Source organism: Streptomyces sp. NPDC091387 (assembly GCF_044756945.1).
GTDB lineage: Bacteria > Actinomycetota > Actinomycetes > Streptomycetales > Streptomycetaceae > Streptomyces.
On sequence record NZ_JBIVTZ010000001.1, the window covers coordinates 636,643 to 650,533 of the forward strand.

At 72.0% G+C, this 13,891-nt stretch carries 12 protein-coding genes; 3 read left to right on the forward strand and 9 right to left on the reverse strand.

Going from position 1 to position 13,891, the window contains the following annotated elements; genetic code table 11:
* Positions 1-10: 10 nt before the first annotated feature.
* Positions 11-1,072, forward strand: coding sequence for a sporulation protein (locus ACIQM0_RS03015; RefSeq protein ID WP_401282934.1), 1,062 nt, complete (start codon positions 11-13; stop codon positions 1,070-1,072).
* A gap of 69 nt (positions 1,073-1,141) precedes the next feature.
* Here ACIQM0_RS03015 and mmsA read toward each other — a convergent pair whose 3' ends face one another.
* The 5 genes from mmsA to iolC are packed head-to-tail and all read right to left on the reverse strand — an operon-like array spanning position 1,142 to position 7,447.
* On the reverse strand, positions 1,142-2,641 hold the full coding sequence (gene mmsA / locus ACIQM0_RS03020) for a CoA-acylating methylmalonate-semialdehyde dehydrogenase (RefSeq protein ID WP_401282937.1): 1,500 nt from the start codon (positions 2,639-2,641) through the stop codon (positions 1,142-1,144).
* A gap of 12 nt (positions 2,642-2,653) precedes the next feature.
* A complete protein-coding gene (gene iolD, locus ACIQM0_RS03025) occupies positions 2,654-4,531 on the reverse strand; it encodes a 3D-(3,5/4)-trihydroxycyclohexane-1,2-dione acylhydrolase (decyclizing) (RefSeq protein ID WP_401282940.1) in 1,878 nt (625 codons plus the stop codon).
* Positions 4,528-5,409 carry a 5-deoxy-glucuronate isomerase gene (gene iolB / locus ACIQM0_RS03030; RefSeq protein ID WP_401282943.1) on the reverse strand — a complete coding sequence of 294 codons (882 nt, stop codon included), beginning with the start codon at positions 5,407-5,409 and terminating at the stop codon, positions 4,528-4,530. Before iolB ends, iolD begins: the two co-directional genes overlap by 4 nt.
* On the reverse strand, positions 5,406-6,335 hold the full coding sequence (locus ACIQM0_RS03035) for a deoxyribose-phosphate aldolase (RefSeq protein ID WP_401282946.1): 930 nt from the start codon (positions 6,333-6,335) through the stop codon (positions 5,406-5,408). The genes iolB and ACIQM0_RS03035 overlap by 4 nt, the downstream gene beginning before the upstream one ends.
* Positions 6,332-7,447, reverse strand: coding sequence for a 5-dehydro-2-deoxygluconokinase (gene iolC, locus ACIQM0_RS03040; RefSeq protein WP_401282949.1), 1,116 nt, complete (start codon positions 7,445-7,447; stop codon positions 6,332-6,334). Before iolC ends, ACIQM0_RS03035 begins: the two co-directional genes overlap by 4 nt.
* Before the next feature lie 147 nt (positions 7,448-7,594).
* Here iolC and ACIQM0_RS03045 point away from each other — a divergent pair, with 147 nt between their 5' ends.
* Positions 7,595-8,533: a sugar phosphate isomerase/epimerase family protein gene (locus tag ACIQM0_RS03045; protein ID WP_401282952.1), complete on the forward strand. Its 939-nt coding sequence runs from the start codon at positions 7,595-7,597 to the stop codon at positions 8,531-8,533.
* A 33-nt stretch (positions 8,534-8,566) separates the two neighbouring features.
* Here ACIQM0_RS03045 and ACIQM0_RS03050 read toward each other — a convergent pair whose 3' ends face one another.
* Together ACIQM0_RS03050 and ACIQM0_RS03055 are read right to left on the reverse strand one after the other, a co-directional pair.
* Positions 8,567-9,370, reverse strand: a complete 804-nt coding sequence (locus ACIQM0_RS03050) for a DUF3626 domain-containing protein (protein WP_401282955.1) — start codon at positions 9,368-9,370, stop codon at positions 8,567-8,569.
* A 215-nt stretch (positions 9,371-9,585) separates the two neighbouring features.
* Positions 9,586-9,930: a hypothetical protein gene (locus tag ACIQM0_RS03055; protein ID WP_401282958.1), complete on the reverse strand. Its 345-nt coding sequence runs from the start codon at positions 9,928-9,930 to the stop codon at positions 9,586-9,588.
* 311 nt (positions 9,931-10,241) lie between these two features.
* On the opposite strand from ACIQM0_RS03055, the gene ACIQM0_RS03060 reads away from it, so the two are divergent.
* The gene (locus tag ACIQM0_RS03060) at positions 10,242-10,439 is read left to right on the forward strand and encodes a MarR family transcriptional regulator (RefSeq protein WP_363031386.1); all 198 of its coding nucleotides are present in this window, start codon (positions 10,242-10,244) and stop codon (positions 10,437-10,439) included.
* Between the two features lie 22 nt (positions 10,440-10,461).
* Here the strand turns inward: ACIQM0_RS03060 and ACIQM0_RS03065 are convergent, their stop codons facing one another.
* Together ACIQM0_RS03065 and ACIQM0_RS03070 are read right to left on the reverse strand one after the other, a co-directional pair.
* Positions 10,462-11,508, reverse strand: a complete 1,047-nt coding sequence (locus tag ACIQM0_RS03065; protein WP_401282961.1) for a zinc-dependent alcohol dehydrogenase family protein — start codon at positions 11,506-11,508, stop codon at positions 10,462-10,464.
* Positions 11,509-11,564: 56 nt separating this feature from the next.
* Positions 11,565-13,793 (reverse strand): MMPL family transporter, encoded by a 2,229-nt coding sequence (locus tag ACIQM0_RS03070; protein ID WP_401282964.1) that lies wholly within the window; start codon positions 13,791-13,793, stop codon positions 11,565-11,567.
* Positions 13,794-13,891: the final 98 nt, after the last annotated feature.

Consider the following 13,891-nt stretch of genomic DNA (forward strand, 5'->3'; position numbering starts at 1 on the left):
ACGGGTTTCCGTGCGGCCGCTTCGTGGGTCACCGGCGGACACTGACAGCCGTCAGTTCCTCACCAGCCAGACGTTCGCCATCTCCGCCTTCGCCACCCCGTTCACCCGCTGGCTCATCGATCCGGCGGATTCCACCCGGGCACGCGCCACCGCCGGGCCGTCCGTCGACCGGGAGCACATCGCGGAGCTCAGGGAGGCCGCTGACAGCGCCCGTCTGTGGGACTCCCGCTTCGGCGGGGCGAACAGGAAGTCGACGTCGCTCACGGAGTACCTGTACGGGCGCGTCGCACCGCTGCTCCGCGGGAGTTACTCCGAGGCGGTGGGACGTGATCTGTTCCGGGTCACCGCGGAGATGGCGCGGCCGGCCGGCTGGACGGCCTTCGACGCGGGACGGCACAACATCGCCCAGCGTCACTTCATCCAGGCGTTACGGCTGGCACGGGCCGGGGGCGACGCCGATCTGGGCGCGTACATCCTCACCACCATGGCGATGCAGTCGCTGATGCGCGGATTCACCTCGGAGGCCATCGACATGGCCCAGGGCGCGTACCAGCGCGGGAACACCCTCGATCCGCGGGTGGCGGGTTTCGCCAAACTGATCGAGGCCCGGTCGCACGCCCGCGCGGGCGACGAACGGGCGACGAGCGCCTGCATCACGCAGTCGGAGCGGCTGGCGGCATGCGGCGCGGACAGCGAGGGACCCGCCTGGATCGGGTTCTTCGGCCAGCAGCGGATCATCACCGACGCGACCGAGGCCTTCCGCGACCTCGGCAACCACCGGGCCGCCTTCGCCTGGAACGCCATCGGCCCCATGCCGTCGGACGCGTTCGCCCGCTCGCGGAGCGTCCGGCTGTCGGTCCTGGCATCGGCACACGCCCAGAACGGCGACCTCGCCCAGAGCCTGCACCTGGGGCGCGAGTCGCTGAACCTCTTCACCCGGTTGGGGAGCCTGCGCGGGATGGAGTACCCGCGCGTCTACGGCCGTTCGCCGGAGCCGTGGCGCAGGGACCCGCAGGTCGTCACCTGCCTGTCGGACGTCAGGAAGGCGACGCGCTCGCTGACGGTCGCCTGAACCGGGCCCCGGGCAGGGAACCGGCCGGGAGCGGGGTGCGCTCCCGGCCGGATGCGTGGACCTGCCGGATCAGTGGTTGCTGGGGAAGCCCAGGTCCACGCCGGCCGTGGCGTCGGACGGGTCCGGCCAGCGGGTCGTGGTGACCTTGCCGCGGGTGTAGAAGTGCACCCCGTCGTTGCCGTAGATGTGGTGGTCGCCGAAGAGCGAGTCCTTCCAGCCACCGAAGGAGTGGTAGCCCACCGGCACCGGGATCGGGACGTTGACGCCGACCATCCCGGCCTCGATCTCCAGCTGGAAGCGGCGGGCGGCGCCGCCGTCGCGGGTGAAGATCGCGGTGCCGTTGCCGTACGGCGAGGCGTTCATCAGCGCGACGCCCTCCTCGTACGTGTCGACGCGCAGCACGCACAGGACCGGGCCGAAGATCTCGTCCTTGTACGCGTCCGAGTCGGTCGAGACGTTGTCGAGGAGGGAGAGGCCGATCCAGTGGCCGTCCTCGAAGCCCTCGACCGTGTGGCCGGTGCCGTCGAGGACGACGTCGGCGCCCTGGACGGCGGCGCCGGTGACGTAGGAGGCGACCTTGTCGCGGTGGACGGCGGTGATCAGCGGGCCCATCTCGGACGCCGGGTCGTTGCCGGGGCCGATCTTGATCTTCTCGGCGCGGTCCTTGATCCGGGCGACGAGGTCGTCGGCGATCGCACCGACGGCGACGACCGCGGAGATCGCCATGCAGCGCTCGCCGGCGGAGCCGTACGCGGCCGAGACGGCGGCGTCGGCGGCGGCGTCGAGGTCCGCGTCCGGCAGCACCAGCATGTGGTTCTTCGCACCGCCCAGCGCCTGGACGCGCTTGCCGTTGGCGGAGGCGGTGGCGTGGATGTAGCGGGCGATCGGGGTCGACCCGACGAACGAGACGACGGAGACGTCCGGGTGGTTCAGCAGCCCGTCGACGGCGACCTTGTCACCGTGCAGGACGTTCAGGACGCCGTCCGGCAGACCCGCCTCTGAGGCCAGCTCGGCCAGCAGGTTGGCGGCCGACGGGTCCTTCTCGCTGGGCTTGAGCACGAACGTGTTGCCGCAGGCGATGGCGAGCGGGAACATCCACATCGGCACCATGGCGGGGAAGTTGAACGGCGTGATGCCGGCGACGACACCGATCGACTGGCGGATCGAGGAGACGTCGACGCGGTTGGACACCTGGGTCGACAGCTCGCCCTTGAGCTGGGTGGTGATGCCGCAGGCCAGCTCGACGATCTCCAGGCCGCGGGCCACCTCGCCCAGCGCGTCGGAGTGCACCTTGCCGTGCTCGGCGGTGATCAGCGCGGCGATCTCGTCCCGGTGGGCGTCCAGCAGCGCGCGGTAGCGGAACAGGATCGCCGTGCGGGCGGACAGCGAGGACGTGCCCCACGTCGCGTACGCGCCCTTCGCCGCGGCCACCGCGGCGTCGACCTCGTCCGGGGAGGCAAGCGCGACCTGGGTGGTGACCGCGCCGGTGGCCGGGTCGGTGACCGGGCCGTAGTTGCCCGACGCGCCCTCGACGGTCTTGCCACCGATCCAGTGGTTGACGGTCTTCATGCTGTGACTCCTTCAGAGGTGGCTGCGTCGGTCGGTGACGTGACGTTCGTACTCTTCCCGGGCTCTTGCCGCCGACGGGCGAGTGGCCGTCTCGGCCACGGGAACATCCCACCACGCCTGTGCCGGAGGGGGCCCCGACACTGTGTCTGCCGTTTCGGTCTCGACGTAGACACAAGTGGGACGGTCGGCGGTACGGGCAGTGGCGAGGGCTTCCCGCAGGTCACGCACCGTGCCGGCGCGCAGCACCCGCATACCGAGGGACGCGGCGTTCGCCGCGAGGTCGACGGGGAGCGGCGGGCCGGTGAAGCCGCCGTCCGCCGACCGGTGGCGGTAGGCCGTACCGAAGCGTTCGGCGCCGACGGACTCGGAGAGCCCGCCGATCGACGCGTACCCGTGGTTCTGCAGGACGACCAGTTTGACGGGCAGGTTCTCCTGGACGGCGGTGACGATCTCGGTGGGGTTCATGAGGTACGTGCCGTCGCCGACGAGCGCCCAGACCGGGCTGCCGGGGGCGGCCAGCTGGACGCCGATCGCGGCGGGGATCTCGTATCCCATGCAGGAGTAGCCGTACTCGACGTGGTACTGGCGCGGCGACCGGCTCCGCCAGAGCTGGTGCAGGTCGCCGGGGAGCGAACCGGCCGCGTTGATCAGGATGTCGTCGTCGGTGACCAGTTCGTCGAGGAGGCCGAGGACCTGGGCCTGGGTGGGGCGGGCGTCCGGGTCGGGGGTGGCGTACGCGGCGTCGACGCGCTGCTCCCAGCGGGCCTTGGCGCCGGTGTACTCGCTCACGTACGCGGCGTCGGTACGGTGGCCGCCGGCCGGCCCGGTGGTGAGGGCTTCGAGCCCGGCGCGGGCGTCGGCCACGAGCGGGAGCGCGCCGAGCTTGTGGGCGTCGAAGCCGGTGATGTTGAGGTTGAGGAAGCGGACGTCCGGGTTCGCGAAGAGGGTGGCCGACGCGGTGGTGAAGTCGGTGTAGCGGGTGCCGACCCCGATCACCAGGTCGGCGGTGCGCGCCAGGGCGTCGGCGGTCGCGGTGCCGGTGTGGCCGATGCCCCCGACGTCGGCGGGGTGGTCGTGGCGCAGGGAGCCCTTGCCCGCCTGGGTCGTGGCGACGGGGATCCCGGTGGCGGTGGCGAAGGCGGCCAGTGCCTCCTCGGCCGCGCTGTGCCGGACCCCGCCGCCTGCCACGATCAGCGGCCGGCGGGCGGCCCGCAACGCCCGTACCGCCCGGTCGAGTTCATCGGGATCGGGGGCCGGTCTGCGTACGTGCCAGACGCGTCTCGCGAAGAACTCGGCCGGCCAGTCGTACGCCTCGGCCTGGACGTCCTGCGGCAGCGCGAGCGTGACCGCACCGGTCTCCGCCGGGTCGGTGAGGACCCGCACGGCCCGGAGCGCGGCCGGGATCAGCGCCTCTGGGCGGTTGATCCGGTCGAAGTAGCGGGAGACGGGGCGCAGGCAGTCGTTGACCGAGACGTCTCCCGCGGAGGGGACCTCCAGCTGCTGGAGCACGGGCTCGGCGGGGCGGGTCGCGAAGGTGTCGCCGGGCAGCAGCAGGACCGGGAGGTGGTTGATGGTGGCGAGGGCCGCACCGGTGACGAGGTTGGTGGCGCCCGGACCGATGGAGGTGGTGACGGCGTGCGCGGAGAGCCGGCCGGACTGGCGGGCGTACCCGACGGCCGCATGCACCATGGCCTGCTCGTTGCGGCCCTGGAGGTAGGGCATGGCGGGCCCGGCCTCCAGGAGCGCCTGCCCGACGCCCGCGACGTTGCCGTGGCCGAAGATCCCCCAGGTGGCGCCGATCAGCCGGTGGCGGCTGCCGTCGCGCTCTGTGTACTGCACGGCGAGGAAGTCCACCAGTGCCTGAGCGGTGGTGAGACGGCGCGTACTCACGCGTGGTCCTCCGGTCCGTGGAGCGGGAGCCTGGGGTCCATGGGCTGGGACGGCCAGCTGTCGCGGATCCAGCCGTGGTCGGGGTGGTCGCGGATCAGCCACCGCCGCTCCTCCCCCGGGCCCGCCATCACGTTCAGGTAGTACAGCGTGCGGCCGGGGGCGGCGATGGACGGGCCGTGCCAGCCGTCCGGGATGAGGACCGCGTCGCCGCTGCGGACCTCGGCCAGGACGTCCGTACCGCCGGGGCGGGACGGGGACACCCGGTGGTAGCCGAGGCCGTCGTCCGCCACCTCGAAGTAGTAGATCTCTTCGAGGACGGACTCCTCGCCGGGGTGGTGCTCGTCGTGCTTGTGCGGCGGGTAGGAGGACCAGTTGCCCCCGGGGGTGAGGACCTCGACGGCGATCAGCCGGTCGCAGTCGAAGGTGTCGGCGGCGGCGAAGTTGTGGACCTGGCGGGAGCAGTCGCCGGCGCCGCGCAGCTCAACGGGTACCTCCGGCGCGGGGCCGTAGCGAGCGGGGAGTCGTCGCTCGCACTTCGCTCCTGCCAGGGCGAAGCGGCCGCCTGCGCCGGAGGCGATCTGTGCATGGGCGTCACGCGGTACGTACGCGAAGTCGGATACCCCGCTGAACACGCTCTTCCGGCCCAGCAGTTCAAAGATCTCATCTGAGATGTGCACCGTACAGGCACCGGTCAACGGCAGCACGATCCACTCGCACTCTCCGGTGACAAGTGTGTGAACACCGCCCGGTTCGAGCTCCAGCACACGCAGGCTCGACCGTTCCCAGCCGGCCTGTTCCGGACCGATGTCGAGGGCGTAGGGACCGCGTGCCGCACTGCCGGCGGTCACGTGGTACCTCGGTTCTCCGTGCATGCTCATTCCCCTTCCCTACCCGTTTCCCCACCCGTGGTGCCCGGTTCGACCAGTGAGACGGCCGTGTCGACCGCGGCGCCCACGTCCCCGTCGGACGGGTAGAGCAGCGACCGCCCCACCACCAGTCCCCGGACGGTCGGCAGTCGCAGCGCGGTGCGCCATCTCTCGTACGCGCCGTCCTGGTCCCCGCCCACCTCGCCGCCCAGCAGCACCGCGGGCAGCGTGGAACTCTCCATGACCTGCGCCATGTCCTCGGGCTTCTCGGTGACAGGGACCTTGAGCCAGGTGTACGCGGAGGTGCCGGCGAGTCCCGAGGCGATGGCGATGGAGGTGCTCACCGCGGCGGCGCTGAGGTCGTTGCGGACCCTGCCGCCGGTGCGGCGGCAGAGGAACGGCTCGACGAAGACCGGCAGCCGGTGCGCGGCCATGGCGTCGATCGCGCGGGCGGTGGTGTGCATCGTGTCGAGGGAGCCGGGGTCGTGGTAGTCGATGCGCAGCAGGAGCTTGCCCGCGTCGAAGCCGAGCCGGGCGAGGTCCTCCGGGCGGTGGCCGGTGAACCGGTCGTCCAGCTCGAAGGCGGCACCGGCCAGCCCGCCCCGGTTCATCGAGCCGATGACGACCTTGTCCTCCAGCGCGCCCAGGAGCAGCAGGTCGTCGAGGATGTCGGCGGTGGCGAGGACTCCGTCGACGCCGGGTCGGGAGAGCGCCAGGCAGAGCCGGTCCAGCAGCTCGAAACGGTTGGCCATGGCCAGTTCGCGCTCGCCGACGGCGAGGGAGCCGCGGGCCGGATGGTCGGCGGCGATGATCATCAGCCGCCCGCTGCTGCCGACGAGCGGCCGTCTGCGCCGCCGGGCGGCGGCCTCGGCCACGGCTTCCGGATGGCGCATGCGCAGGTGGACGAGGTCGGAGACGGAAGAGGCCGGGGCCGTCATGAGGCCGCCCCTGATTCGGTGGGGGCGGGGGACGTGGTGGAGGTGGAGGTGGTGGTGGCGCCCTGGGGTGGGGGCGTGGCGGTGACGGAGCCCGCGGCGAGGGCCGCCTCGACCTCGTACGGGAACGGCATCGCGGAGGAGCAGGCGAGCCTGGAGGCGACGATGGCGCCGGCCGCATTGGCGTACCGCATGATGCGCTCGGTCTCCCAGCCGGCGAGCAGGCCGTGGCAGAGCGCGCCGCCGAACGCGTCACCGGCGCCCAGGCCGTTGACCACCTCCACGGGGAGCGGCGGGACATCGGACACCGTGCCGTCGCGGTGGACCGCGAGGACGCCCGCAGGGCCCTGTTTGACGACGGCCAGCTCGACCCCGGCGGCGAGGAGGGCGCGGGCCGCGGCGTACGGTTCGCGCTCGCCGGTCGCGATCTCGCACTCGTCGAGGTTGCCGACGGCGACGGTGGCGTGGGCGAGTGCCTCGCGGTAGCGCGCGGAGGCGACGGGGTGGGGCGGGCTGTGCGGCGGGGTGCCGGGTGAGGAGTCCGGCGGGGCGCCCGGCCTGGCGTTCGTCGCGGTGTCCGGTGGCGCGTCCCAGAACATCGGGCGCCAGTCGAGGTCGAAGACGGTGATGCCCGAACGGTTCCTGGCCCGCAGCGCGGTGAGCGTCGCGGAGCAGCTGGGTTCGGCGCAGAGTCCGGTGCCGGTCATCCAGAAGACCCGGGCGGATCCCACCGCCTCCAGATCCAGTTCCGACGCGTGGATCTCCAGGTCCGGGGCCTTGGGCTGCCGGTAGAAGTAGAGCGGGAAGTCGTCGGGCGGGAAGATCTCGCAGAAGGTGACCGGGGTCGGGTACGCGTCGACGGCCGTCACCCACCGGTCGTCCACCCCGAACTCCCTGAGCTGCTGGTGGAGGTACTCCCCGAACGCGTCCTGCCCCGTCCGGGTCACCACCGCGGCGCGTCGGCCGAGACGGGCCGCCGCGACGGCGACGTTGGTGGGCGAACCGCCGAGGAACTTCCCGAAGGCGTCCACCCTGGCGAGCGGCAGGCCCGTCTGCAGGGGGTAGAGATCCACTCCGATCCGGCCCATGGTGATCACGTCGTACGGCTCAGGCATCTGTGTCCCTTCGGCGACCGGTGCGGCAGTTGGCGTTCGCAACTGTCGCCCCCGGTCTAACTCCTCCCCGGAATGCTGTCAATGATTGGTCCGGACATACGGACTAATGCTTGACACTCATCTCCCCCGGCGGTGAGGCTGGACCGCATGACCACCTCCGCATCCGCTCCGGCCCGCATCCGCATCGGCTCCGCGCCCGACTCCTGGGGGGTGTGGTTCCCCGACGATCCGCGGCAGGTGCCCTGGCACCGCTTCCTCGACGAGGTCTCCACCGCCGGTTACGAGTGGATCGAGCTCGGCCCGTACGGCTACCTCCCGACCGACCCGGCCCGCCTCGCCGACGAGACCCGCAGCCGCGGGCTCACCGTTTCGGCGGGCACCGTTTTCACCGGATTGCACCACGGTCCGGGCGTCTGGGAACGGACCTGGGCGCATGTCGCGGACATCGCGGAACTCACCCGGGCGATGGGCGCCGACCATCTCGTGGTCATCCCGTCCTTCTGGCGCGACGACAAGACGGGCGAGGTGCTGGAGGACCGCACCCTCACGGCGGAGCAGTGGAGTGACCTCACCACCCAGACCGAGCGGCTGGGCCGCGAGGTGCAGGACCGCTACGGCCTGCGCATCGTCGTCCACCCGCACGCCGACACCCACATCGACAGCGAGGAGAACGTCAGCCGCTTCCTCGACGCCACCGATCCCGCCCTGGTCTCGCTCTGCCTCGACACCGGGCACTACGCCTACTGCGGCGGCGACAGCGTCAAGCTGATCGAGACCTACGGAGAGCGGATCGGCTATCTGCACCTCAAGCAGGTCGACCCGGAGATCCTGGCCGAAGTGGTCGCGAACCAGACGCCGTTCGGGCCCGCCGTGGCGCGCGGGGTGATGTGCGAACCGCCGGGCGGGGTGCCCGCTCTCGCGCCCGTCCTGGAGGCGGCCCGCCGGCTGGACGTCGACCTGTTCGCGATCGTCGAGCAGGACATGTACCCGTGCCCGCCCGACCAGCCGTTCCCGATCGCCCGGCGGACCAGGGAGTTCCTGCGCTCCTGCGGCACCGGTCAGCGCTCCGGCACGCCTGACAGCTGAGGGCGGCAGGCCCCGCGCCGCACCGTGCCCCGGCTACGGGGCGCGGCGGGGCGGGGCGCCGAAACGGGCCAGGCAGTGCCAGACCTTCTTCAGGGACTGCGCCGCGTAACGGCCCGTGCGGGCGGCGTCCCCGATGATCCGGGGATCGAGCAGGCCGCCCCGGGAGATCTCCGCGCCCAGATCGACGAACTCCTGTCCCCGGTAGTCGGCATGACGGCGCAGCTCCGCCACGGTCAGGCGGAATCCGCCGTGCCATTCCGTGCGGCAGGGCAGCCTCCGCGCGGCCTCCTCCACGGCGGTGCCACGGAAACTCGGGTCCAGGACCAGCGCCTCCAGATGGCGATCGAGCAGGACCGGGCCGTGCACCTGCGCCTCGATGTAGTCGTCGAGCGCGTCCTGGCTGTCGGACTCCGCCAGGCCGATCAGGCGCATCCGGTCGGCCACGCCGAAATCCGACGGCTCGGCGGCGCTGTCCGGGTAGCAGAAGGTGGCACGCTCCAGCATCTGCGCGGTCAGCCTGAAGTGCGACGATCCGAACCGCGGCGCCGCCCCGGTCTCCTGACGCCGGAAGTTCAACGCCCCGTACACCGGCCGCTGCTCGCCGGGCACGCTGTCGTAGGCGCCACCGAAGATCCGGCTCTCCCAGCGCCACCGGTCACCGCCCGGACGGGCCGTCAGCCCGCCGTTGCTGGTGCCGGTGACGAACTGCGAACGGTAGGCGCCGTCCTGGGCGAGCCCGACCAGGATCGGACGATCGCCCGCCATCCGGTCCGGGTGGAAGTTGAGCGTCAGCGGCACGGAGCGGTCGAGCGGCTGCCCGGAGGAGAGGGAGGCCACGTGCCTCAGGGCGCGCACCTGCGCCGAGTCCGATGGGTGCGGGTGCGGGTGCGGGATCGCGAGCGGGAACCGTGGTGGGTCAGACGGGTGCGGGTGCAGTGGTGGGTGCGAGGGGAGCGGGTGGGGACGTGGTGGGCGCGGTGGCTGAAGTGGGTGCGGTGGGTCGGCGGTCACGGGCGCAGTCTGGTACAGCGCGGCCCGCCCTTGCCTCCGGATTACGGGGCGGCCGGCTCCGCCGCCCGGACGGCCTCCGCGTCCTTCGACAGGTTCACCGCCTGGAGCAGGCTCAGCCCCCGCTCGGCCGTGCGCAGCGCCTTGACCCCGGCCACCGCGCCGGGCGGCCCGTCGTACCCGGCCGACGCCATCCTTCGCAGGGCCCAGCGGCCGCGCAGTTCCGCGTCCGGAACCGCACCGGCCTCGGCGGTGAGGGCCAGGGCCCTTTCCAGGCCGGGGCGCTCCTCGGCGGACGCGGTGTCCAGAGCCCGCTGGAGCGCGGCGCCGATGTCGTCCGCCTCGCGCACTACGAGGAGGGCCATGTTCTGCTTCCCGAAACCAGTCATGAATCGATCATGCCCGGAGCCGGCGTCGGCATGACCGGAGTTGAGGCACATCTGAGGGTGTGGCAGGCGGAACGCCTGCCACTGGGGCAGGCAATCCCTGTTTGCACCATTGTTCTAGTTCCGTCACAGAGATCACTCCTTCGTCACAGATATCTCCGTTACATGGGGTTTCCGTCACGGGCGCTCGACAGCCCCTTCCCGCCTTTCTCCGCCCTCGTTCACCGGACACAGGCTGAGTGATCGTCAGCGTCCGTTCCGCAGCTCGCCCGACGGCCCCCGGGCTGCCGCTGTGGTGCAGAGAGGTGTCACTTATGACGGACAGAGGACTCTGGTCCTACAAGGACATTGCCGCGCACATCCGGGTGCAGCCGGACACCGTCCGCTCCTACCGCAAACACGGTCTCCTTCCGTCACCGGATCATGTGGAGGGCGGCAAGCCCTACTGGTACGCGGACACCATCCGTGCCTGGGTCGCCACCCGCCCCGGCAACCGGGGCCGCCGGGACTGACCCGCCCCACATCGCCCGGCGCTCAGCGCGGGGGCTCGATGACCGTCACTCCGGCTGCCGGTGCCGTACCCATCGCCGCGAGCGCCGCCGGGGCCGCGTCGAGCCCGATGGTGGAGGTCACCAGCAGGTCGGGGCGGAGGCTGCCGGACCGGACCATGTCCATCATCGGCGGGTAGGCGTGCGCGGCCATCCCGTGACTGCCGAGGAGCTCCAGCTCCAGGCCGATGACCCTCGCCATGGGGACGACGGGGTCACCGGCCGCCGACGGGAGCAGCCCGACCTGCACATGGCGCCCCTGGCGGCGCAGGCTCCGGACCGAGGCGGCACAGGTGACCGGTGACCCCAGGGCGTCGAGGGAGAGGTGGGCCCCGCCGCCCGTGAGTTCACGCACCGCCCCGTCGGCGCCCGCCGGATGCGCCGAGGCGTCCACGCACTCCGCCGCGCCGAAGGTCCGGGCCAGCCGGAGGGCGTCGGGCGAGACGTCGACGGCGACGACCCGGGCACCGCAGGCCACCGCGATCATCACGGCCGAGAGCCCGACCCCGCCGCAGCCGTGCACGGCGACCCATTCGCCCGGCGCCACCCGGCCGCGGGCCACCACGGCCCGGAACGCCGTGGCGAACCGGCATCCCAGACCGGCGGCCGTACCGAACGACATCCCGTCGGGGACGGGGACCAGATTGACGTCGGCCTGTTCCAGCGCGACGTACTCGGCGAACGAGCCCCAGTGGGTGAACCCCGGCTGGGTCTGCCGCTCGCAGACCTGCTGGGCCCCGGCAGCGCAGGCCGAGCAGCGGCCGCAGGCACAGACGAACGGCACGGTGACCCGGTCGCCCGGTCTGCGGTTGACCACGTCCTGGCCCACCGCTTCGACCACACCGGCCAGTTCATGGCCGGGTACGTGCGGCAGGGTGATGTCCGGATCGTGGCCCATCCAGCCGTGCCAGTCACTGCGGCACAACCCGGTGGCCTCCACCCGGACCACCACCCCCTGCCGGGAGGGGCTGGGATCCGCCACGTCCTGGACCCGGGCGTCCCTTCCGAACTCCTCGAACACCACTGCCCTCATACGCCCCGCCCCTCGCCCGCGCCTCGTATTCCGGACGGCCGAATCTACGCTCCGCCCTACGCCCTGCCGGCCGTCACGCTGTCCCGCTCGTCCGCGGGCTCCGGTATCTCCTCGGCCGCCGGCTGTGCGGGCTCCCCCTCGCTCAGGCCGAATCTGCGGTGGAACGCCCGCAGCGGTGCCGGGGCCCACCAGGTCGCCCGGCCCATCAGCTTCATCACGCTCGGGACCAGCAGACTGCGCACGACCATGGCGTCCATCAGCACGGCCAGTGCGATGCCGAGGCCCAGCATCTTGGTGTTGGTCACCCCGGACGTGCCGATCGCGACCATCACCACGGCCAGGATCACGGCCGCGGCGGTGATCAGGCCGCCCGTGTGCCTCAGCCCGAAGGTGACCGACCGCTCGTGATCGCCCGTCCGGTCGTACTCCTCCTTGATCCGGGAGAGCAGGAACACCCCGTAGTCCATGGAGAGCCCGAAGGCGACGCAGAACATCAGCACCGGCAGCGTCGTCTCGATGTCCCCCGTGCTGGTGAAGGAGAGCGGACCGGAGAGATGTCCGTCCTGGAAGACCCAGACGACCGCTCCGAACATCGCCGTGAGGCTGAGGGCGTTGAGCACGACCGCCTGGAGGGGTATCAGCACGCTGCCGGTGAGCAGGAAGACCAGGAGCAGCGTCACCACGGCGATGATGCCCAGCGCCCAGGGCAGCCGGTCCGCGATGGCGGTCTTCGAATCGACCAGCACGGCCGCGGCACCGGTCACCGAGGTGCCGAAGGGAGCGGGCTCGGCCCGGAGATCCTTCACGAGTGCCTGGGACTCCTCCCCCACCGACGCCTCCTTCGGCAGCACGCTGAAGTAGGCCGAACTTCCCTCGACGACCGGGCCGTCGACCCGCTGGGCACCGGGGAGCGCCGCGATCCGGCTGCGGTACTCGGCGTACTGGGCCGGTGTCGCGGCCCCTTCCGCGAGGACTTCGAGGCCTCCGCCGGGGCTGCCGGGGAAGCCGTCCCTGATGTGCTGCTGGACCACGCGCGACTCGGCGGAGGCCGGCAGCTGGCGGTCGTCCGCCGTACCGAACTTCACCCCCAGGAACGGCAGCCCGAGGAGCACGAGCCCCACGCTCGTGACGACGGCGAAGAGCGGTGCCCTGCGCATCACCAGCGCGGCGAACCGGCCCCAGCCCCTGCCCGGCCCGGTTGCGGCGGACGGCTCCGCGCGCCCCCGGCGCAGCAGCCTGCGCAGGTCAAGGGAGTTGACTCTCGGGCCGAGCAGCATCAGCGCGGCCGGGAGGATGATGAGGGCGGCAGCGGCGGCGAGCAGCACCACGGCGATCCCCGCGTAGGCGAAGGAGCGCAGGAAGTACTGCGGGAAGACCAGCATCGCGGCGAGCGAGACCGCGACGGTCAGCGCGGAGAACAGCACGGTCCGCCCCGCGGTGCGCAGCGTCGTGCCCACCGCCGCCCGGACCTCCGCCCCGGCCGCCAGCTCCTCGCGGAACCGGCGCACGATGAACAGGGCGTAGTCGATGGCGAGCCCGAGGCCGAGTGCGGTGGTGAGGTTCTGGGCGAAGACCGAGACATCGGTGAATTCGGTGATGCCGCGCAGCACGGCGTTGGTGCCCAGGATCGCGACGATGCCGATACCCAGCGGCAGCAGAGCCGCGATCGCGCTGCCGAAGACCATGACGAGCAGCACGAGCGTGACCGGCAGCGCGATCATCTCGGCCCGCAGCAGGTCGTCCTGGATGATCGTCTGCATCTCGTGCCTCACGGCGACGGGGCCACCGACCGAGACGTCGACCGGTCCGTGCGCACCGCGGTACGTCGGGGCTATCCGGTCCAGGACCGCCCCCACCGCCTTCTCGTCACCCTCGATCCGGGCCGCGATCAGCGCCTCCCGCCCGTCCTCGGCGCGCAGCGCGGGTGCCTTGCTCTGCCAGTACGAGCCGACGCCCGTGACGTCCTTCTCGCCGGCCAGCCGCTCGGTGAGGCGCGCCGCCTCCGCGGCCACGGCGGGATCGTCGACGGAGACACCGCCACTGTCGAGGAGCAGCAGCAGATTCGGCTGGGACGCCGGGAACTCGCGCTCCAGCGCCTTGGTCGTATAGGCCGATTCGGCGTTCGGGGACTCCCAGCCACCGCTGCCCATCCGGTCGGCCACCCCACTGCCCGCGAAGACGGCGAGCGCCGTGATGACCAGGGCCGCCAGCAGCGCGAGCCGTGGCCGCGCGGTGACGAAACGGGTCCAGCCCCCGAGGCGCTCCGGGCCGTTGACTTGAGGCATGGTGCGGTGTCCCCTTTTCCCCCGGATCCAGGACCCTGAGCGGCAGCGCGAGGCAGCCGCACAGGGCAGCATGGATCAGTCGTTGCCACATACACTGG